Here is a 19,438-nt window from a genome sequence, read left to right as displayed (position 1 = left end):
GTTACGGAACTATTGTTTCACCGCAATCACGACCTTGCCCCTTGCTCGACCGGTCTCGACATAGGCGAGCGCGTCACCGGCTTTTTCGAACGGGAAAACCTGGTCCACGACCGGACGGATCACGCCGGATTCGATCAGGGACGTGATTTCGCGTAGCTGCTGTCCCTGCGCGCGCATGAACAGGAATGAGAAGCGCACACCAAGTTTTCTGGCTTTCTTCCGCACACCATGGCTCAGCAAACGCAGCACCAGTTTCAGGAAGAGGTTCATCCCCTGTTCCCTCGCGAATTCGGGGTCGGGCGGCCCGGAGATTGAGATGAGCAGGCCGCCCGGCTTGAGCACGCGCAGAGATTTTTCAAGCGTCTTGGCGTCCTGGCTGTGCAGGACCAGATCGTAGCCCGACAAGACCTTCTCGAAATCCTGGGTCTTGTAGTCGATGACCAAGTCCGCGCCGAGGCTCTTGACCAGTTCGACATTCTTCGCGCTCGTCGTCGTCGCCACGATCGCACCGAGATGCTTGGCGAGCTGGATCGCGAAACTCCCCACCCCGCCGGAGCCTGCCTGGATGAAGACCTTCTGGCCGGGCCTCAGCTTGCACACCTCGACCAGCGCCTGCCAGGCGGTCAGTCCCACCAACGGGATGGAAGCGGCCGCTTCCATGCTGATGTTCTCAGGCTTCGGCGCCACGTCGGCTTCGTTCATGGCAATGAATTCGGCGAATGTTCCGATCCGATGATCGCGCGGCCGTGCATAGACCTCGTCGCCTGCCTTGAATCGCCTGACATTGCGGCCAACCCTCACGACCGTCCCGGCAACATCGTGGCCCAGAATGAAGGGCGGACGATACGGCAGGATGAGTTTGAATTCTCCATCCCTGAGCTTGGAGTCCAGGACGTTCACAGCAGTTGCGTGAACCCGAACCAGGACATCATCGTCCCGCAACTCCGGTTCTGGCATGGTTGCCGAGCGCAGAGCCCCGTTCTTCTTATATTTGTCGACGACGAATGCCTTCATGATGTCATCTCCAATTTGAAAATTTGGTCGCGGCGTCAGGCGTCGAGGAACGACAGCGCCTTCGGCACGAAATCGGCGTAGTACTGGAAAATCCCGCCGTGCCCGGCATCTTCGTAGATGACCAGTTGGGCGCCCGGGATACGCCGTGCCATGTCGATGCTGTTTGCGGTCGGCACCATGATGTCGTTATCGCCATTCGCGATCAGGACCGGGATGCGGAGGCTGCCGAGATCCTGAGGCGCCTGCTGGCCCCAGCTCTTGATCGCCTTGAGCTGCCGCAACAAGGCCACTGGCGTGGCTCCTTTGTCCCGATTTGACTTGCGCTCCTTCAGCCTTTCCAGAAAGGCCTTTGCGGCCCGGCGGCCATTGGCCGTGGAGGTGAAGAACAGATAGAATTTCGGGTCTCGCAAAGTCAGCAAGCCCTTGATCATCAGCGGCCAGGACACCGGCCCGACCTTCTCGATACCTTTGCCGCCTGCCGGGCCCGTGCCGGTCAGAATCAGCTTTCGCACGAGACCAGGGGCCTTCAGCGCGATATCCTGGGCTACGAAGCCGCCGAGGGAAAAGCCGAGCAGATCGACTTTTTCAAAGCCGAGCGCCGCGATCAGAGCGATCGTATCTTGCGCCATTTCGCCAACGGTGACAGGCGCTTTCCCGCCTGAAGCGCCGATGCCTCGGTAGTCGATCGCCATGACGCGATGCATGGTGGCGAGCCCATCGACGATCGGTGGATCGAAATTGTCGAGAACCGCGCCCCAATGGTTGAGAAGGATCAATGGCACGCCAGTGCGTGGACCGATATCGCGATAGGCAAAAGTTGTTCCCGCAGCACTGATCGAAAGATTCGGCGCATCGACATAGCGCACGACCGATCCTGGGTGGCTGACATAAGTTGACATCACTTACTCCATAGTTCGGCTGACACCGGAATCCCTGAGATCAGAGGGATATCGGATGACGCGGTTCTTCCTGTGCGCACCAAGAGACGCACGTGTTGATAGGCCGCTGTGTTGGCCTTGGCCCCGACGCCAGCCCAATGCTGGCGGAAGCACCCGGCATCAGCGCAATTCCGCGTCTGTCGTCCTCGGCTCCGGTCTTCCCAATTTGGTGTGGAACACCGACGAATGATCTGTTACTATCAATTTAGTATCAAGTCACTACCAAAATGAGACTTACATGAAAAAACTTTCGGCCCAGCCTTGCCTGATCGCCCGAAGCCTGGCGCTGGTCGGAGACGCATGGAGCATGCTGATCATGCGCGACGCCCATGCGGGGCTGACCCGCTTCGACGATTTTCGCAGGAGTCTCGGTATCGCGCCGACGATGCTGACGGGGCGCCTTTCGGCGCTGGTTGACGAGGGAGTGCTGGAGAAACGCCGTTATTCAGACCGCCCGCCACGGGACGAATATGTGCTGACGGAAGCCGGGCGCGACTTCTTGCCGGTCCTATTCGCGATTGGCGCGTGGGGACGCAAGCATCGCAGCGGAGGCAAGGTGACCCGGTTCTTTGATGCCGAGAACGGAACGGAGATCGATCCCCTCACCATCGACCGCGCGACCGGCGCTCCGATTGGAACGCGTCCCATTCGTATCGCCGCAGTCGAATGAGCAATTAGCTTGGCAGCTCCAGCTTGTGCGGTTGCGGGTGCGGCCCGCTAGGCCTTCGAAGTAATGACCTGAAAGAGTTTCACCTGTAAGTCGGCGGACGCTTCTCAATAAAAGCCCGGACGGCTTCGGCGTGCTGCGCAGTGCCCGCCGCGAGGACCATCCTCTCGGCCTCTTGATCTAGTGACGTCAAGAAGTCGGCCGACAGCGCAAGATCGAGGTTATCCTTCATGGAGGCATACGCGTTCGCCGGGCCATTCGCCAATGCTCTCGCCATTTCGAATGCTTCGCTTTGCAGTTCGGAATCAGGCACCACGCGATTAATAAGGCCCAATGCTTCGCAGCGCCGTGCACTGATCCGTTCAGACAGAAACATCAGTTCGCGAGCACGTGCCGTCCCGGCAAGCCGGGTCAACAGCCACGAAATGCCGTAATCGCCGGTGAGCGCAATCCTGGCATAGCCTGTCGTCATGATCGTGGATTCGGCTGCAATACGAAGGTCGCAAGCGAGTGCGATCGCAAGCCCGGCGCCAGCCGCCGGTCCCGGCAAAGCCGCGATGGTGGGCTTCCGCACCGAAACAAGTGCGCCGGTCAGGGTTCGCTGACGTTCCCGCAATCGCGCAACCTTGTCGCTGAATGACATCGCCGACGCGGCAGCGTTGCCGCCCATCCCCTTAACATCGCCGCCCGAACAGAAGGCAGTGCCTGCACCGGTAATCAGGAGGGCTCCGACCTCAGGATCATCTCCATTCTGTTTGACCATCCGGCGCAACGCCGGCGTAAGATGATCGGACAACGAATTTCGGGCTTCGGGTCGGTTCAAGGTAATCACCGCGACGCGATCCCGGATCGCGCACAGCAGTTCGTCCGTCCCCGTATCAACCGAGATGGATCCATCCGTCATGTTTCTGACCTTTCAAGCCCCACGGAGAGCTCTCCAAAGTGACCCAGCCCGCCGTGCCCGTGTTCGAGCATCACCAGTTTTCGTTGAATGGCCGCAGTTCCGTGAGAAACGACCAAGCCGAGCGATCCTGACCGTAGAGATGCAATAATTCGTCGGCGATCGCCGCCGGCTTGATGAAGAACTCATCCGGTTTGTCGCTCATCCGCGCCCGCATCCGGGGCGTATCGATAACGGCGTCGATGAGAACGTAGGAGACGTGGACGCCGAGAGGTCCTACTTCACGTGCGATCGACTCGGCCAGAATGCGCTGCGCCGCCTTCGTCGGCGCGAAGCCGGCGAAATTGGCTTTGCCTCGGATCGAAGAGGTGTTGCCGGTCACCAGGATTGCGCCCTTGCCCCGATCGATCATGTCAGGCGCCACTTCTCGCGACAGGTACAACAGCCCCATCACGTTGACTTCGAAGTTGCCCTTCAGCATCTTCGGATCGATCTCGCGAAAACTCCCCCAGCCCCCTCCGACCGCGTTGTGGATGAGAACGTCCGCCGCGCCAAAGCGGCGCTTTACGTCAGCGACTGCGGTCCGCACCTGAGCCTCCTCCGAGACGTCGCAGGTCACCGCGTGCACGTCCGGAAGCTCTTGCGCAAGTCGATTGATGAGCTCCGCTGAGCGGGCAAGCGCGATGATACGAAACCCGCCAGCAGAGAAGCGCTTGACGATGGCAGCTCCCGTGCCTGGCCCTACTCCGGTCACGATTGCGATGGGTTTCTCGGTCATTCGACGCTCCCTTCGAGCTATTCTCCGGCCGCTCTCTTATGAATTCGCTCGGATTGCGACTGACAGGCGGCAGCTTCGTGCTCGGTCACCAGGGCCAGTCGAACCGCGACGTTCTTGTGGTAGGGCGTGCCCGCAATGGGATCGCGGTTGCCACTCTCGGTGAGCAGATTGATGCGCGGTCCGTTGATCAGACGTTCACCGTCCGGCGAGGGATAGGCCTGGCCGTAACCGTGCGGCAGCGCCAGCTGGCCCTTGCGCATGGCGTCATCGACCTTGCAGCGGACGACGAGCCGCCCGGCCGCCGACTCCACCGCGATCCAGTCACCATCCTTCGCGCCCAACTCGCTCAGATCGCTCGAATTGATCAGCAGGGCGCCGTCCGGGTCGTCGCGACGCCACGCGGGATCGCGAAATATCTGGTTGGCATTGAACATGCGGCGGCCACCAGCCGCCAGCACGAACGGGAACTCCTTTGGCGCGCTAGCGGCTTGCGGATCGAGACGCGCCAGCCATTCCAGCATCTGCGGGACGAGCAGCCGAACCTTGCGATCCGAATGGCCGATCAGTGACCAGACCTCGTCATACTCGTGCCGTGTAACCGCCGTGCCTTGCCGGGAGGCCACGATGGTGTCGAACAGGAGATCTCCGAGCTGATGGTCCGCCACCTGCTCGGATGCGCCGATCGCCCGCCGCACCGCTTGCGGCGATCGCTTCGCGCAAGCCTGTGCCGCGCTCCACATCGGCGCCGCGGCCGCGGTACCGTCCGGAAGCGTCTGCCCCAGCGTATGGTAGAGCACCAGGGCAGGCACTGCCGCAGGGTTCTCCGCGATGAAAGCACGAAAGGCCGCGGCGAATTCAGATCGCGAGCGCCGTGCTATTTCCCGCAGCGGCGCGAGGACATTGTCACCCGGCAGAAGCCCCAGGGCGATCGCAAGCCGCGTATAGATCTCGGGCTCCGGCAAGGTGCCGGCAAGTGGCGGCAGAACACCGGCGCGGACATGAAAATAGTTGGTCGGAAATTCGAAGTTAAACAGAGTAAATTCGGTCTTTTCGTATTGTGTGGAGGCCGGGAGAACGTAGTGCGCGAGCCGTGCGGTTTCGGTCATCGCAACGTCGACCACAACGCATAGCTCTAGCGATTGCAATGCGCGTTCCACCGCCACGGTATTTGCGGCGGTGTTGGCGGGATTGGAGCTGTCGATCCAGGCGCAGCGCAACCGCTCTGGATGATCCTTGAGTACCGCTTCGGGGAAAATGTTGGGCGGCAACAAGCCCCCAATGATCGCGTCGCCGGTCGGCGCGAATGTCTGGTTCGGAGAGTTTCCCCACAGCGGTTGAAGCCAGCTATGCAATTGGTTGGTACCTTCACGGCCGAAATTGCCGGAAAGCATGATCAAGAGCTTTTCAAGATAGGAGTTAAGTGTCGAGTTAACGCCTTGCTGGATGCCGAGTTCAACCCGAACGACCATGGCCTTCGCGGCTGCGATCATCGCGGCGCAGCTCTCCAGCTCCGCGATCGAGATATCGGCGGCGGCCGCCCATTCCTGAACCGGGATGTTCAATAGTGCTTGCCTCACTTCCGCGAAGCCGATCGTGTGCGCCTCGATGAACGCGTGGTCGATTCGGTCGGACCGGACGAGCGTGGCCAGCAGCGCGCCAAGGAGAAACGCATCGGCACCGGGGCGAACCGCGAGATGCAGATCCGCCATCTCTGCGGTTTCGGTTCGGCGGGGGTCGATGACGATCAGCTTGCGTGCGGGATCCTTGCGGATCTGATTGAGATGGTCGCGCGCATTGGGGAAGCCGTGCGCGATCCAGGGATTTGCCCCGATGACAAGCAAGAGATCGCAATGATGGACGTCCTCTGACGTGTGGCAGGTTTGGCTGCCGAACATGTGGCCATTGACCCAGAAATCGCCGGTTTTTTCCTGCGAAAGCGCGTTGAAGACGCTGCGCGAGCCCAGCGCACGCAACAAGCCACTGGCGTAGGCACCGCCGGCGTGGTTGCCCTGCCCGCCGCCGCCATAAAGGGCAATACTCTTGCCGCCATACCTGTCGACTACGTCTCGAAGCCGCTCCGCGATTTCTGCGATCGCGACGTCCCACTCGATTTCATCAAAGCCGCCATCGGCGCGACGACGCAGCGGGGTCGTGAGCCGATCCCTGTGATGCGCATAATAGGGAATGCGTGCCGCCTTGTTGCATAGATAGCCTTGCGACTTCGGGTTTGAACGGTCGCCTCGTACCTTCTCGAGGCGCCCCTCATTCAACCAGACCTCGATGCCGCAGTTTACGTAACACAGGTTGCAGGCTGTCTTGAGCCACTTGCCGGCCGTCATGGGCACCTCCCAGATTATGGTTTGTCGCAGCTCATCGCCTTTGCTGTTCTGCGCTGTCGCTTGTGAGTCCGGCCGCAGACAGTCATCCGTCCGGCGTCGAGAATATCGTCAGAAAGCTTCCCGGCGCCGACAGCACGCGATAGCACGATCGATCCAACCATGGTCGCAATGGTGCTCGTCGCGATTTGGCGTGCCTGTTGAGGACCCTCGGCGGGAAGCACTTCGACCAGGATGTCGATCATCTTCTCCAGCTTGGAAGCAAGCGCCCGTTGCTCCCTCGGGCTCGATCGAGCGACATCAGCGGCCAGGGCTGGAAGCGCGCAGCCTTGTCTGGGATTGTCGCGGTGGCGGGAACTGAGATAATCGGCGATCAACGTCTCGAAACGATCCTCGTTCGCCTTCCGGTTCGCCAGTTTTTTCCACCGCTCGGCCGTTTGATCCATCGCAAACGCAATTGCCTCGCCAACAAGCGCGGCACGCGACTCGAAATGGTTATAGAACCCGCCGTGCGTAAGACCGGCGAGCTTCATCAACTCGACAACGCTAAGTCCCTCGGCGCCGTTTTGACGCAAGCCGTAGGAGGCACTTTCAACGATCCGGCTGTGGGTCCGGCGCCTATGGTCTCCTACGTAACGCATCTCCCCTCCGTGCAAGCTGCTCGGTGACCGGCTGTTCGACCGATCCCATCCACCAGCGCTTCTGGACCACGCTTTTGAAGCGACGGCAATATTTCATTGCAATGTCGCCCATGTTATATGACTATCGTCATATAACGAAGTGTCAACAGGAGAATTCGCCATGGCCGCCGCTTCCGATCCCGTCGTCATCCTCTCCGCGGCCCGTACGCCGCTCGGCCGCTTCATGGGCGAGCTCTCGCCACTCAGTGCCCACAAGCTCGGCTCCCATGTGATCGGATCTGCTCTCGAGCGAGCCAAACTGGCGCCCGAGCGGATCGACGAGGTGTTCATGGGCAACGTGTTGCCAGCCGGACAGGGCCAGGCGCCGGCACGCCAGGCCGCGCGCGGCGCCAAATTGCCGGATGCCACCGGCGCGACCACCATCAACAAGGTCTGCGGCTCCGGCATGAAGGCCACCATGCTGGCTCACGACATCATCAATGCGGGCTCCGCCGAGATCGTTCTGTCTGGCGGCATGGAGAGCATGAGCAACGCGCCCTATTTGCTGGCCAAGGCGCGTGGCGGCTATCGCGCTGGCCACGACCGCATCATCGACCACATGATGATGGACGGGTTGGAGGACGCCTACGAGACCGGACGCTCGATGGGCGACTTTGGCGAGGCCACGGCGGAGGCCTATCAATTCACCCGCAAAGACCAGGACGACTACGCGATCGAGACCTTGACCCGCGCCCGCAAGGCGGTTGAAGGCGGCGCGTTCAAGGCTGAGATTGCTCCGATCACGTTGACCGAGAAGGCCGGGCCCCGGATCATCTCAAATGACGAGCATCCGCTCAAAGTCGATCCCGCCAAAATCCCCGGGCTGAAAGCCGCGTTCCGCGCCAACGGCACGATCACGCCCGCCGCCTCCTCCGCTAATGCTGACGGCGCTGCGGCGCTCATCTTGGCGAAACGCTCGCTGGCCGATCGCGACGGCCTTCCGGTGCTCGCCGAGATCAAGGGCCATGCCACCCACAGCCAGGAGCCACAATGGTTCACGACGGCCCCGATCCCCGCTATTCGCAAGCTATTGGACAAGGTCGGCTGGAGCGTTGGCGACGTCGATCTGTTCGAGATCAATGAGGCATTTGCGGTCGTCGCGATGGCGGCACAGAAGGATCTCGGCATCCCCAGGGAGAAGCTGAACGTCAACGGCGGCGCCTGCGCGCTAGGTCACCCCATTGGTGCCACCGGCGCGCGGCTGATTGTGACGCTGCTGCACGCGCTCGAAGCGCAAAACCTCAAGCGCGGCGTCGCGTCGCTCTGCATTGGCGGCGGCGAAGCTACCGCCATCGCGATCGAGCGCGTCGTCCGCTGATATCACGGCTGACGGACGAGACGGACTCGGCGAGCGGCGCGAACCGCGTCACTCGCCACTTGATCTGCCCATCCCCGCGACGAGGAATATCCATGGCTGATATGACGAACACCGCGTCGCGGGACATTCCTAGCTCCAGCGTCCTGCCGATCGCGATCCTTTCCGTGCTGGCCGCGATGGGAACGCTCGCGACCAACATCTTGCTGCCGTCGCTGCCTCAAATTGCGATCTCATTGAATGTCACGAGTGTAGCGGTCACGTCCGCCATCACCGTCTTTCTTGCGGTGTTCGGGGTTGGCCAACTCCTGGTTGGACCGCTTTCGGATCGCTACGGAAGACGTTGGCCGGTCCTGATCGGGTTCGCCGTATTCTTCGCTGGCAGCGTTTGGTGCGGCCTGGCAACTGACCTGCCCAATCTCCTGGTCGGCCGCGTCGTGCAGGCAACAGGTGCTTGCGCGACGTCAGTGCTGTCTCGCGCCATCGCCCGCGACATGTTCAGTGGCGCGGCACTGGCACGCGCGATGGCGCTCATCATGATCGTGATGTCCGCAGCTCCCGGGTTCTCGCCGCTGCTTGGCGGCGCCCTCGACCACAGCCTGGGCTGGCGCGCCGAATTCGCGCTGGTCGCGGCCTTTGCCGCCGTCAGCGCCGTTGCCTACGCCATCGTTCTTGGCGAAACCCACAATTCGATCCGCACGCCGTTCAATCCAGTTATCGTCGGCAGGACCTATGCCGGTCTGATTGGAGAGCGTCGCTTCGCTGCCCCCGCGGCCGCCTCGAGCCTCACTATGGGCGGCTTGTTCTCGATGTTTTCCGCTGCGCCGCGCCTATTCATCGAAGCGTTGCACTTCACGCCGATCCAGCTCGGGCTCTTCTTTGCGGGCACCGTCTTCATCGTATTCGCCGCGGGTATGCTTGCCACAAGATTGGCACCACGCTACGGGCTCGATGGTCCGATCCGGGCAGGTTTGTGCGCTACGGCCGCCAGCAGCCTTGCGATCCTGCTCATCTCGCTGATCAACCCGACTTTCTTGCCCTTTCTAGGCGCGATGAGCGTATATCTCCTCGGCATGGGCATTGTCGGTCCGTTGGCCACGGCGCGCGCGTTGTCTCCATTCGGCGAGAAAGCCGGCGCGGCCTCGGCGCTGCTGGGTTTCTTGCAGATGATGATCGCGGCAATCGGCGTATGGCTTGCTGCCACAGTGTCACATGAAGCAATGTTTGCGCTTGGCGTCGTGATGAGCGCGTTCTCCCTGCTGGCTCTTGGCCTGTACGCGCGGGGCCCGGGGTCTTGATGGGCGTATGACTCCGGACGCGTTTCCGTTCAGTCACTCATCGGCTTTGCGAAGTCGGGCTTAGGCCTGTCGGGCAAAACGCGGCAAGGCATGGCCGGCCCGACAATTGAGCCTGTTTCCAGCGCAATCATGTCCCGTGGAATTCCGGCTTACTGCTGCCCGCTGGGCGCTTCATCTCGAACATGTTCTCGGTCCTGACCTCGAGATAATCTCCACCCCGGCCGGCGCGCAGAATGGGACGCGCAAGTGCCGTGTTGTAGACGCCGTCCTCGATCAACGTTTTGTCGATGTAGACCGCGACGACCTCACCAAGCACGAACCATCCTTCGACCTTTTCTCCGCGTGCGTTGGCCAGCTGAGAGACCTCGACGACCTTGCATTCCATGGCGGCCCTGCTCTCGCCCACCCGCGGCACAGCAACGTGGCGTCCAGGTATCGGCGTCAAACCGGCTGCTTCGAACTCGCTCACGCCGTGATCGAGCGGCGTCGCTGTCACGTTCATGCGCTCGCCGAGATCCATGGTGACCAGATTCCAGACGAATTCGCGCGTCTCGCTGACGTTCTTGACGGTGTCTTTCCAGGAAATCGAGGAAAATCCAATGATCGGAGGATCGTAGAGGAACGCGTTGAAAAAACTGTAGGGGGCCAAGTTCAATCGACCGGCTGCATTGCGCGATGAGATCCACCCAATCGGACGCGGCGCGATTATCGCATTGAACGGATTATGCCGGAGCCCGTGGCCTTTCGAAGGCTCGTAGTAGTGGAAGTCGGCCTGGTCCATAAATGCCCCCGAAGCTGCCGAAGGCCGTCGATCTGGCCCGTTGAGCTTCAACAAAGATCGACGCACGCATGACCATGCGCGCGCATAGCCTCCGTCAGAACGTCCGGAAGCGGTATGTCCTCCCCGGCTAAGCCATCGCCCGAACCGCAGCCGGCCGCTGCCCGGCGCCGTCGAGGAAACCAGTCAGGCGCTGCCGGATGATTCTTTCCGCATCCGCCATGATGCGATCGATCAGTTCCTTCACAGTCGGGATGTCGTGAATGAGTCCCACGACCATGCCGCAGCTCCAGGCGCCCGCATCCATATCGCCGTCGATCATCACCTTGGGATAAACGCCCGCAACCTGATCGTGGATGTCCTCGATCTTGAGGCTCTTGCCCCTCTCCCGCTCAATCTCGAGCAAGTTCTCGACGCCCTTGTTGTTCAGAACCCGCTCGGTATTTCGCAGCGCCCGCATGACCAGGCGCGTGTCAAGCTCGTTTGCCTTGACAAGGGCCTTCTTGACGTTCTCGTGCACCGGCGCTTCCTTGGTGGCGATAAAGCGCGTGCCCATGTTCATCCCGGCGGCGCCCATCGCCAAGGCCGCAACCAGACTGCGCGCGTCGGCCATGCCGCCGGAGGCAACGAACGGTATCTTCAGTTCCTCAGCTGCACGCGGCAACAGAATCATGTTGGGCATATCGTCCTCGCCGGGATGCCCGCCGCATTCGAAGCCGTCGACGCTGACAGCGTCGCAACCGATCTGCTCGGCTTTCAGTGAGTGCCGAACGGACGTGCATTTGTGGATCACCTTGATGCCACCCGCCTTTAGGGCCGGCATGTACTGCTCGGGGCTGCGACCGGCGGTTTCAACGACCTTGATGCCGCCTTCCCTGATCGCCGCAATGTATTCCGGATAAGGTGGCGCACTGAAGGTCGGCAGGAACGTCAGGTTCACGCCGAACGGCTTGTCCGTCATGTCCCGGCAACGCGCGATCTCCTTGGCCAGAAGTTCGGGCGTCCTTTGGGTCAGGCCGGTGATGATGCCGAGGCCGCCAGCGTTGGACACCGCGGCTGCCAGCTCGGCGAACCCGACATAATGCATGCCGCCCTGGATGATCGGATGTTCGATGCCGAACAGTTCAGTGATCGCTGTCTTCACGAATGATCTCCCCGCGTTTGCCGCTCAGTGGATGATTTCAAACAGGCCGGCCGCGCCCATGCCGCCGCCGATGCACATGGTCACGACGCCGTATTTTGCCTTGCGCCGCCGGCCCTCGATCAGGAGATGGCCGGTGAGGCGCGAGCCGGTCATGCCGTAGGGATGACCGATCGCGATCGAACCGCCATTGACATTGAGCTTGTCCGGATCGATGCCGAGCTTGTCGCGGCAATAGATCACCTGCACCGCGTAAGCTTCGTTGAGCTCCCAGAGGTCGATGTCGTCGATCTTGAGGTTATGGCGCTTGAGCAGGCGCGGGATCGCGGCGACTGGTCCGACGCCCATCTCGTCCGGCTCGACGCCGGCAGCGACGAAGCCACGGAAGATGCCGAGCGGCTTGAGACCCTTCCTGGCTGCAATCTTGTCGCTCATGATCACGCAGGCCGAAGCGCCGTCCGAAAGCTGGCTGGCATTTCCCGCGCTGATTGTCTTGCCCTCGAACACCGGCTTGATCTTGGCGAGGCCTTCGGCGGTGGTTTCCGGACGCGGGCCTTCGTCCTTTGTGAGCGTCACCTGCTCGTAGGTGACCTCCTTGGTGTCCTTGTTGAACAGCGCCATCCTGGTCGTGAACGGCACGATCTCGTCATTGAAGCGGCCAGCCTGCAAGGCGGCGCCGACACGGCGCTGGCACTCGAGGCTGTATTCGTCCTGCTTGTCGCGGCCGATCTTGTAGCGCTCGGCAACGACCTCGGCGGTATCGAGCATCGACATGTACATTTCGGGCTTCATCGCCATCAGCTCGTCGTCGACGGCGTGAAACTTGTTCATGTGCTCGTTCTGCACGAGGCTGATCGACTCGATGCCTCCGCCGATCGCGACCTCGACCCCGTCGAGCATCACCGAGCGCGCGGCGACCGCGATGGCCTGGAGACCGGACGCGCATTGCCGGTCGATTGTGGTGCCGGCTACCGTGATGGGCAGGCCGGCGCGGATCGCGCCCTTGCGGGCCACGTTCATCACCATGGTGCCTTGCTGCATCGCGCAGCCCATGACCACGTCTTCTACTTCTCCGGGCGCGATGCCGGCGCGCTTCACGGCTTCGGCCATCACGTGCCCAGCCATGGTGGGGCCGTCCGTGTTGTTGAGTGCGCCGCGATACGCTTTGCCGACGGCCGTTCGGGCGGTGGAAACGATGACTGCTTCAGTGGTCATGCCTGCCTCGCTGCTTACGCGGCCGCGTCCAGCTGCGCGTAACGCAGCACATGGAACGCGGGATCGCCGAACTGGATGTTGATGGAGGAGATACGCTTGAAATAGTGCCCGACGTTGAGCTCGTCGGTCATTCCCATGCCGCCGTGAAGCTGCACCGCCTGATCGGCGACGAACTTGCCGGCATAGCCGATCTTCGATTTGGCACCCGAGGCGAGCCGCGACAGGCCGGCATCGCCAGCGCTGAGGCTGAGGCTCAGATGCTGCATCAGGGAAAGCGCCTCCTGATGTGCGATGAACATGTCGACCATTCGGTGTTGCAGCACCTGGAAGGAACCGATGGTGGTGCCGAACTGCTTGCGCGTCTTCGAATACTCCAGCGTCGCCGAGTTCAGCTCGCCGATGGCGCCGACTGCTTCCGCGCAGAGCGCGCCGATGGCACGGTCACGGCAGGCTTCCAGCGCGGCAACACCCTCGCCTTCTGCGCCCAGCAATTGCCCGCGGACCTCGCGCAGGCCGAGCTCGGCAGCCCAACGGCCATCGATGGTCTTGAAGCTCTGGAGATCGACGCCGGCGGCGCGGCGATCGACCACGAAGAGGCTGACGCCGCCGCGGTCACGATCGTCGCCGGAGGTCCGCGCCGAGACGATTAGATAGTCGGCCCAAGGTGCGGCGATCACCATGGTCTTCGCGCCGGTCAGGATGTGGTCGCTCCCCTCGCGCCGCGCCCTCGTCGTGACATTGGCAAGATCGAAGCGCGATGCCTTCTCCGTCCAGGCCAGCGTCCAGATTTTCGAGCCGTCGATGATTTCAGGGATGAAGCTTTGCTGCTGCTCGGGCGTGCCCACGTGCTCGATCAATCCGCCGGCCAGCACCACCGTCTCGACGAACGGCTCGACCACGAGGTGACGGCCGAACTCATGCATCACGATCATGGTCGACAGCGGACCGCCGCCGAGACCGCCAGCGCCCTCGGAGAACGGTGCAGCGAGAAGGCCGAGCGCGGCGAAAGCGTCCCATTGCTTTCGGCTGAAGCCCTCCTCGCTTGCCACGATCTTGCGCCGCGCCTCGAAATCGTACTGGTCGCGCAACAGGCGCTGGACGCTGGATCGCAGCAATTCCTGCTCTTCCGTGAACTGAATATCCATCCGATCCTCCCGATCCGCCGTGGCTAGAGCCCGAGCACGGCTTTGGCGATGATGTTGCGTTGGATCTCGTTGGATCCGCCGTAGATGCTGAGCTTGCGCGCGTTCAGATATTTTTCCGACGCGGTATGGCCGTAGTCGGGGCCGGGCATGAAGCGGTTGGCGCTGACCGGATGCTCGCGGATGGCAAGGCCGTAGTTGCCGATGGCGCGGTGGGTGAGTTCGGTGATGGCCTGGAAGATTTCGGTGCCGCGGACCTTGAAAAGCGAGGCGGCCGGGCCAGGATCTATGCCGCGCGCCATCTGGGCGACGACGCGCAGCTCCGTCGCCTCCAGCGCCAGCACGTCAAGCTCGATGCGGGCAATGCCCCGCAGAAATTCGAGATGCGCGGGATCCTCGGCCGGTATTTCGGCCTTCACGATCTGTTTCAGCTTGTTGATGTAGCGGGTGGACCGGCCGATGCCGGCCATGCTGGTGCGCTCGTTGCCGAGCAAGAATTTGGCGTAGGTCCAGCCCTTGTTCTCCTCGCCGATCAGGTTCTCGGCGGGCACGCGGACGTTCTCGAGGAAGACGTCGTTGACCTCGTGGCTGCCATCGATCGTGATGATCGGCCGCACGGTGACACCGGGCGACTTCATGTCGATCAGCAGGAAGGAGATGCCTGATTGCGGCTTCGCGCTCGGATCGGTGCGCACGAGGCAGAAGATCCAGTCGGCATGCTGCGCCAGCGTGGTCCAGGTCTTGTGACCGTTGACGATGTAGTGGTCGCCGTCGCGCACGGCCTTGGTTCTGACGGTTGCGAGGTCCGAGCCGGAGCCAGGCTCCGAATAGCCCTGGCACCACCAATCCTCGCCGGACAGGATCCGCGGCAGAAATTTTTTCTTCTGCGCCGCGTTGCCGAACGTGTAGATCACCGGCCCGACCATGGTGACGCTGAAGGCGAGCGGCGGCAGCGTGCCGGCGCGCGAGGTCTCCTGCTCGAAGATGAAGCGCTGCGTGACGGACCAGCCCGGGCCGCCGTACTCCTTGGGCCAGAGCGGGGCGATCCAACCCTTCTTGTGGAGGATCCGGTGCCACAGCAGCGATTGCTCCTTGGTCAGGTCGGTCTCCGGATTTGGAACGCGCATTTCCGGCGGATAGTTCTCCGCAATGAAACTGCGCACCTCGTCACGAAACGCGGCGTCCTCGCGGGAAAGCTTGAGCTCCATCGCAGCAGGCTCCGCTACCACTTCTCGCCGAAGGGACGGATCTCCAGCTCGAACGTCCATGCGCTTCTCGGCTGCTGGTAGAGCTGCCAATACGAAGTTGCGACGGAGGACGGAGGCATCAAGGCGTCCGGATCATCCAGCGCGGTGGGCCCGAGAGCCTCCAGCCGGCGTTGCCGAACCCACTCGGTGTCCACGCCGGAATCGATGATGAGATGCGCGACGTGAATATTTTTCGGGCCAAGCTCGCGGGCCATGGCTTGCGCGACCGCACGAAGGCCAAACTTGGCGCTTGCGAAAGCAGCATACCCGCTGCCGCCTCGGAGCGAGGCGGTCGCCCCGGTAAAGAAGATGTTGCCACCCCCGCGCGGAAGCATGAGGCGGGCCGCCTCGCGACCGGCCAGAAAGCCGGAATAGCAGGCCATTTCCCAGACCTTGCGGAAAACGCGTTCTGTGGTTTCCAGAATTGGGAAATTGACGTTCGCCCCGATGTTGAAGATGCAGACTTCCAGCGGCGCGTGCTTGTCCGCATCGTTGAGGAAGGAGATGATTTCGTCTTCCTTGCGAGCGTCGAGCGAGCGTGCGTGAATCTCTCCGCCGGCGGCCTCGATATCCCTGACGAGCGGAGCCAATTTTTCGCCGTTACGACGGCCGGCGAAGACCGTGAAGCCTTCTGCGGCGAATTTTTTGGCGATCTCGCCGCCGATGAAGTCTCCGGCGCCGATGACGGCCACGGTTGCGTTTCTCTTTTGCAAGATGTCCTCCCGGTAAGTTAGATATGTTGCCTGCGGAATTCGGGCGTCTGCACCGCAGGGGCTGCGCCACCTTCGCGCAAGCTCTCCGCGAGCTTGTGCTTGAGTATCTTGCCGGTCGATGTCGCCGGCAAGGCATCGAGGATGACAATTTCGGACGGCCGCTTGTAAGAAGTAAGCTGAGAGCGGACAAAATGCATCAGAGTCTCTGGTGTCGCGCGGGATCCTGGCAGCAACTGCACAAAGGCCACGATCTCCTCATTGCCGTCCGCGGCACGACCGACCACAGCGGATTGCACGACGTCCTTGTGTGAACTGAGGACTGCTTCGACCTCCGCGGGATAGACGTTGAAACCGGAACGAATGATCATTTCCTTGGTGCGGCCGACGATGTACAGACAATCGCCGTCGAAACGTGCGAGATCGCCGGTATTGAACCAGCCCTCGCTGTCAATCACCTTCGCGGTGAGCTCGGGGGCACGATAGTACCCCAGCATCACGTTGCGCCCGCGAACATGCAGCTCGCCGACTTCACCGGATACAGTCGGAAATCCTTCGATGGTTCGCACCCGCGCTTCCACACCAGGCAGCAGCGTTCCAACAGCCTGATCCGAGCGTGGCCTATCGAAACGTACGCCTGATATTCCCGGCGAGCATTCGGTGATCCCGTAGCCGTTGAGCAACGGAAGCCCGAACTCTTTTTCCACACGCAACTTCAGGTTCAAATCCAGCGGCGCGCCGGCGACGGCAATCAAGCGCAACGAGCCTCGGGACAGTTGTTCCACGCCTGATACGCTCTTGTACTCCAGCAGGCGCTGATAGGTGGCAGGCACGCCATTGAGGATGGTGACGCCCTCCTCCGCGATGGCCTTTGCGGTCGCGGCAGGATCGTATTTGCTGACCATCCGCACCGTGCCGCCAACCATCAGCGTCATGATCAGGAGCGAGATGCCGACGATATGCGAGATCGGCAACACAAGATAGATTTTGTCGTCCTCGTTCATCCTGCGGAAATACGCGGTGGTCTTTGCGCTGATCAGAAGATTGTCATGCGAGAGCATCACGCCCTTGGGAGTCCCCGTCGTCCCTGACGTGTAGATCAAAACCGCGACTTGCCTTGCTGGATCGGTCTCCACGGGCTGGACTGTCGCACTTTCGTTGATCGGGCCAACCCCAATTTCCGCTAGCGGGCCAATTCGCCGATTCTCGGCGCCGTAGCGTGAGGCGTGAGCAGCGGCCTCCTTCGAAATACCGGACGTGAAAAACATCCGCCGGGCGCCGCTGTGATCGCGGATCTGGTCCAGTTCGCGCGCCGACAAGCGCGGGTTGGCGACAATCGCCCAGGCGTCGAGCCGGCTTGTCGCCAGCAGCAAAGCAGCAAGCGCAATACAGTTCTCGCTGACAATGATCATCCGATCGCCGGCCCTGATCCCCAGCGACGGGAGCACGGTGGCGATCTCGTCAACGCGCCGCTCCAGTTCTCGATAGCTCCAGGAAGCCCCGTCCTCGACCAGCGCAATCCGGTCGGGCGCTCTGGCAACCGGTCCTGCCGTTACTTCATGGATTCGGCTCGGCAAGCCGACAGCAATCTCGTCGCCACTGATCGTCTCTGAAAGCTCCAGCACGACTGACCTCCCGACCGACCATGCCAACTTTGCAATGCGGCACACTTGGCTTCGGTTTATCGTTCTGTTTTAGAACTCGTCAATCAATAAATCGTCGTCGGACCGGAGTCAAACGGACAATCCATCTCTGAGCATGGTTTTGCGCGGCTCATAAAACCGCCGTTTACAACGCATCATCCGACAGCTAGTCTACAGTATCAAATAAGAACTTAAAGGGAGGATCGAGGATGGCGGCGAGCCGCGGTGTAGCGATACTTGTTGGCGCAGGCGATGCCATTGGCGCGGCGGTCGCCCGGCGTTTTGCCCGAGGCGGCTATACGGTTTGCATCTGCAGGCGCGATGGCTCCAAATCGCAGGGACTAGTGGCCGAGTTGAGGGCCGCGGGGCATGACGTTCACGCATTCAGCGTAGATGCGCGCCAGGAAGTAGAAGTCCAAGGCATTTTCGCGCGGGTCGAGAAAGAGCACGGGCCTGTCGAGGTTTGCCTCTACAATGCCGGCTCGAACGTCAACAAGCCTCTGCTCGACACGACGGAGAAGTTGTTCTTCAAAGCTTGGGAACTCGCCTGCTATGGTGGCTTCCTGGTTGGACGTGAGGCTGCCCGCGTGATGCTGTCGCGCGGACGCGGCACCATCTTCTTTACGGGTGCGACGGCAAGCGTGCGTGGTGGCTCGGGGTTTGCAGCATTTTCATCGGCGAAGTTCGGACTTCGAGCAGTGGCCCAGGCCATGGCGCGCGAGCTTGGACCGAAGAACATTCACGTCGTGCATCTCCTGATCGACGCTGGCGTTGATAGCGAGGCGATTCACCAACGCATGAAGGCAGCGAAGGGAATCGAAGCAAGCGATATTCCGCCGGATAGCCTGACCAAGACGTCTTCCATTGCCGAAGCCTATTGGTTCACCCACCAGCAAAGCAAAGATGGCTGGACCCACGAGCTCGATCTCCGTCCGTCCGTGGAGAAATGGTAATATGGATGCGACACCAAACCTGACCCTGTGGGGCGTTGGAACGAGTCGCACCATTCGTCCGCATTGGGCCATGCACGAACTGGGCTTAGCCTATAAAACAAAGCCCATTGGCCCGCGAACCGGCGAAACCAAGACCGCAGAATACTCGAAGCTCAATCCGCGCCAGAAGATCCCGCTGCTTCAGGATGGCGACTTCTGTATCGGCGAGAGCGCAGCGATCGTTGCCTACCTGTCGCGCATGTATTCCACGCCGGAACGATCGCTGATTCCGGAAGCCCCGCGCGAGTATGCCGCGTGGCTGGAATGGTGCTTCTTTATCGTCGCGGAGCTGGATTCCACCAGCCTTTACGTGATGCGCCGCCATCGGGCCGACGCGCTCGGACCGATCTACGGCATTGCACCCGAGGTCGTTGCCCAGGCCGGCGAGTATTTCCGCCAGCAGTTGCGCCATGTCGAAGTCGCGCTCGCAGATGGCCGGCAATTCCTGATGGGCGACCAGTTTACGAGCGCAGACATCCTGCTCACGACCTGCCTGGAGTGGGCCATCGCCTATGGCGTCGGCATTTGCGACAACGCTCAACCCTATCTCGAACGCATCAGGAAACGGGAAGCCTTTCAGCGAGCCGTTGCGGCGAATGTTCCGATGGCACCGATCACGCCGGCGCCGGCGAAGGTTTAAAAT

General features: G+C 61.5%; 18 protein-coding genes. 5 read left to right on the top strand and 13 right to left on the bottom strand.

Annotated features, from left to right (window positions below; translation table 11 throughout):
• Positions 1-9: 9 nt before the first annotated feature.
• Positions 10-1,014, bottom strand: a complete 1,005-nt coding sequence (locus tag A3AS_RS0137805) for an NADP-dependent oxidoreductase (protein WP_018322622.1) — start codon at positions 1,012-1,014, stop codon at positions 10-12.
• Positions 1,015-1,049: 35 nt separating this feature from the next.
• The gene (locus tag A3AS_RS0137800) at positions 1,050-1,913 is read right to left on the bottom strand and encodes an alpha/beta fold hydrolase (RefSeq protein ID WP_026202778.1); all 864 of its coding nucleotides are present in this window, start codon (positions 1,911-1,913) and stop codon (positions 1,050-1,052) included.
• 277 nt (positions 1,914-2,190) lie between these two features.
• Between A3AS_RS0137800 and A3AS_RS0137795 the strand changes: the two genes are divergently transcribed.
• Positions 2,191-2,622 (top strand): helix-turn-helix domain-containing protein, encoded by a 432-nt coding sequence (locus A3AS_RS0137795; protein WP_018322620.1) that lies wholly within the window; start codon positions 2,191-2,193, stop codon positions 2,620-2,622.
• A gap of 79 nt (positions 2,623-2,701) precedes the next feature.
• Here the strand turns inward: A3AS_RS0137795 and A3AS_RS0137790 are convergent, their stop codons facing one another.
• The 4 genes from A3AS_RS0137790 to A3AS_RS0137775 form a co-directional block, all read right to left on the bottom strand.
• A complete protein-coding gene (locus A3AS_RS0137790; RefSeq protein ID WP_018322619.1) occupies positions 2,702-3,523 on the bottom strand; it encodes an enoyl-CoA hydratase-related protein in 822 nt (273 codons plus the stop codon).
• Between the two features lie 70 nt (positions 3,524-3,593).
• A complete protein-coding gene (locus tag A3AS_RS0137785; RefSeq protein ID WP_018322618.1) occupies positions 3,594-4,298 on the bottom strand; it encodes an SDR family NAD(P)-dependent oxidoreductase in 705 nt (234 codons plus the stop codon).
• Between the two features lie 17 nt (positions 4,299-4,315).
• Positions 4,316-6,637 carry a molybdopterin-dependent oxidoreductase gene (locus A3AS_RS0137780; protein WP_018322617.1) on the bottom strand — a complete coding sequence of 774 codons (2,322 nt, stop codon included), beginning with the start codon at positions 6,635-6,637 and terminating at the stop codon, positions 4,316-4,318.
• A 14-nt stretch (positions 6,638-6,651) separates the two neighbouring features.
• Positions 6,652-7,275, bottom strand: a complete 624-nt coding sequence (locus tag A3AS_RS0137775) for a TetR/AcrR family transcriptional regulator (protein ID WP_018322616.1) — start codon at positions 7,273-7,275, stop codon at positions 6,652-6,654.
• 160 nt (positions 7,276-7,435) lie between these two features.
• Between A3AS_RS0137775 and A3AS_RS0137770 the strand changes: the two genes are divergently transcribed.
• Together A3AS_RS0137770 and A3AS_RS0137765 are read left to right on the top strand one after the other, a co-directional pair.
• Entirely contained in the window at positions 7,436-8,632 is a 1,197-nt protein-coding gene (locus tag A3AS_RS0137770) for an acetyl-CoA C-acyltransferase (protein WP_018322615.1), read from the top strand.
• 92 nt (positions 8,633-8,724) lie between these two features.
• Complete coding sequence (locus A3AS_RS0137765) at positions 8,725-9,927, top strand: multidrug effflux MFS transporter (protein ID WP_245283385.1); 1,203 nt, start codon at positions 8,725-8,727, stop codon at positions 9,925-9,927.
• A gap of 127 nt (positions 9,928-10,054) precedes the next feature.
• Here A3AS_RS0137765 and A3AS_RS0137760 read toward each other — a convergent pair whose 3' ends face one another.
• The 7 genes from A3AS_RS0137760 to A3AS_RS0137730 all read right to left on the bottom strand — a co-directional run bounded on the left by A3AS_RS0137760 (position 10,055) and on the right by A3AS_RS0137730 (position 17,785).
• Positions 10,055-10,708: a flavin reductase family protein gene (locus A3AS_RS0137760; protein WP_018322613.1), complete on the bottom strand. Its 654-nt coding sequence runs from the start codon at positions 10,706-10,708 to the stop codon at positions 10,055-10,057.
• A gap of 127 nt (positions 10,709-10,835) precedes the next feature.
• Positions 10,836-11,849, bottom strand: a complete 1,014-nt coding sequence (locus A3AS_RS0137755) for a nitronate monooxygenase family protein (RefSeq protein ID WP_018322612.1) — start codon at positions 11,847-11,849, stop codon at positions 10,836-10,838.
• A 24-nt stretch (positions 11,850-11,873) separates the two neighbouring features.
• Entirely contained in the window at positions 11,874-13,061 is a 1,188-nt protein-coding gene (locus tag A3AS_RS0137750; protein ID WP_018322611.1) for an acetyl-CoA C-acyltransferase, read from the bottom strand.
• A gap of 14 nt (positions 13,062-13,075) precedes the next feature.
• Entirely contained in the window at positions 13,076-14,206 is a 1,131-nt protein-coding gene (locus tag A3AS_RS0137745; protein WP_018322610.1) for an acyl-CoA dehydrogenase family protein, read from the bottom strand.
• Between the two features lie 23 nt (positions 14,207-14,229).
• The gene (locus tag A3AS_RS0137740; protein WP_018322609.1) at positions 14,230-15,411 is read right to left on the bottom strand and encodes an acyl-CoA dehydrogenase family protein; all 1,182 of its coding nucleotides are present in this window, start codon (positions 15,409-15,411) and stop codon (positions 14,230-14,232) included.
• 14 nt (positions 15,412-15,425) lie between these two features.
• The gene (locus A3AS_RS0137735; protein ID WP_018322608.1) at positions 15,426-16,163 is read right to left on the bottom strand and encodes an SDR family oxidoreductase; all 738 of its coding nucleotides are present in this window, start codon (positions 16,161-16,163) and stop codon (positions 15,426-15,428) included.
• Between the two features lie 17 nt (positions 16,164-16,180).
• Positions 16,181-17,785, bottom strand: coding sequence for a class I adenylate-forming enzyme family protein (locus A3AS_RS0137730; RefSeq protein WP_018322607.1), 1,605 nt, complete (start codon positions 17,783-17,785; stop codon positions 16,181-16,183).
• A gap of 227 nt (positions 17,786-18,012) precedes the next feature.
• On the opposite strand from A3AS_RS0137730, the gene A3AS_RS0137725 reads away from it, so the two are divergent.
• Together A3AS_RS0137725 and A3AS_RS0137720 are read left to right on the top strand one after the other, a co-directional pair.
• Positions 18,013-18,756 carry an SDR family NAD(P)-dependent oxidoreductase gene (locus A3AS_RS0137725; protein WP_018322606.1) on the top strand — a complete coding sequence of 248 codons (744 nt, stop codon included), beginning with the start codon at positions 18,013-18,015 and terminating at the stop codon, positions 18,754-18,756.
• 1 nt (position 18,757) lies between these two features.
• Positions 18,758-19,435, top strand: a complete 678-nt coding sequence (locus tag A3AS_RS0137720; protein ID WP_026202777.1) for a glutathione S-transferase family protein — start codon at positions 18,758-18,760, stop codon at positions 19,433-19,435.
• The last annotated feature ends 3 nt before the right edge of the window (positions 19,436-19,438 follow it).

It is taken from the genome of Bradyrhizobium sp. WSM2793, assembly GCF_000379585.1.
GTDB lineage: Bacteria > Pseudomonadota > Alphaproteobacteria > Rhizobiales > Xanthobacteraceae > Bradyrhizobium.
This window is presented reverse-complemented; position numbering and strand designations above follow the sequence as displayed.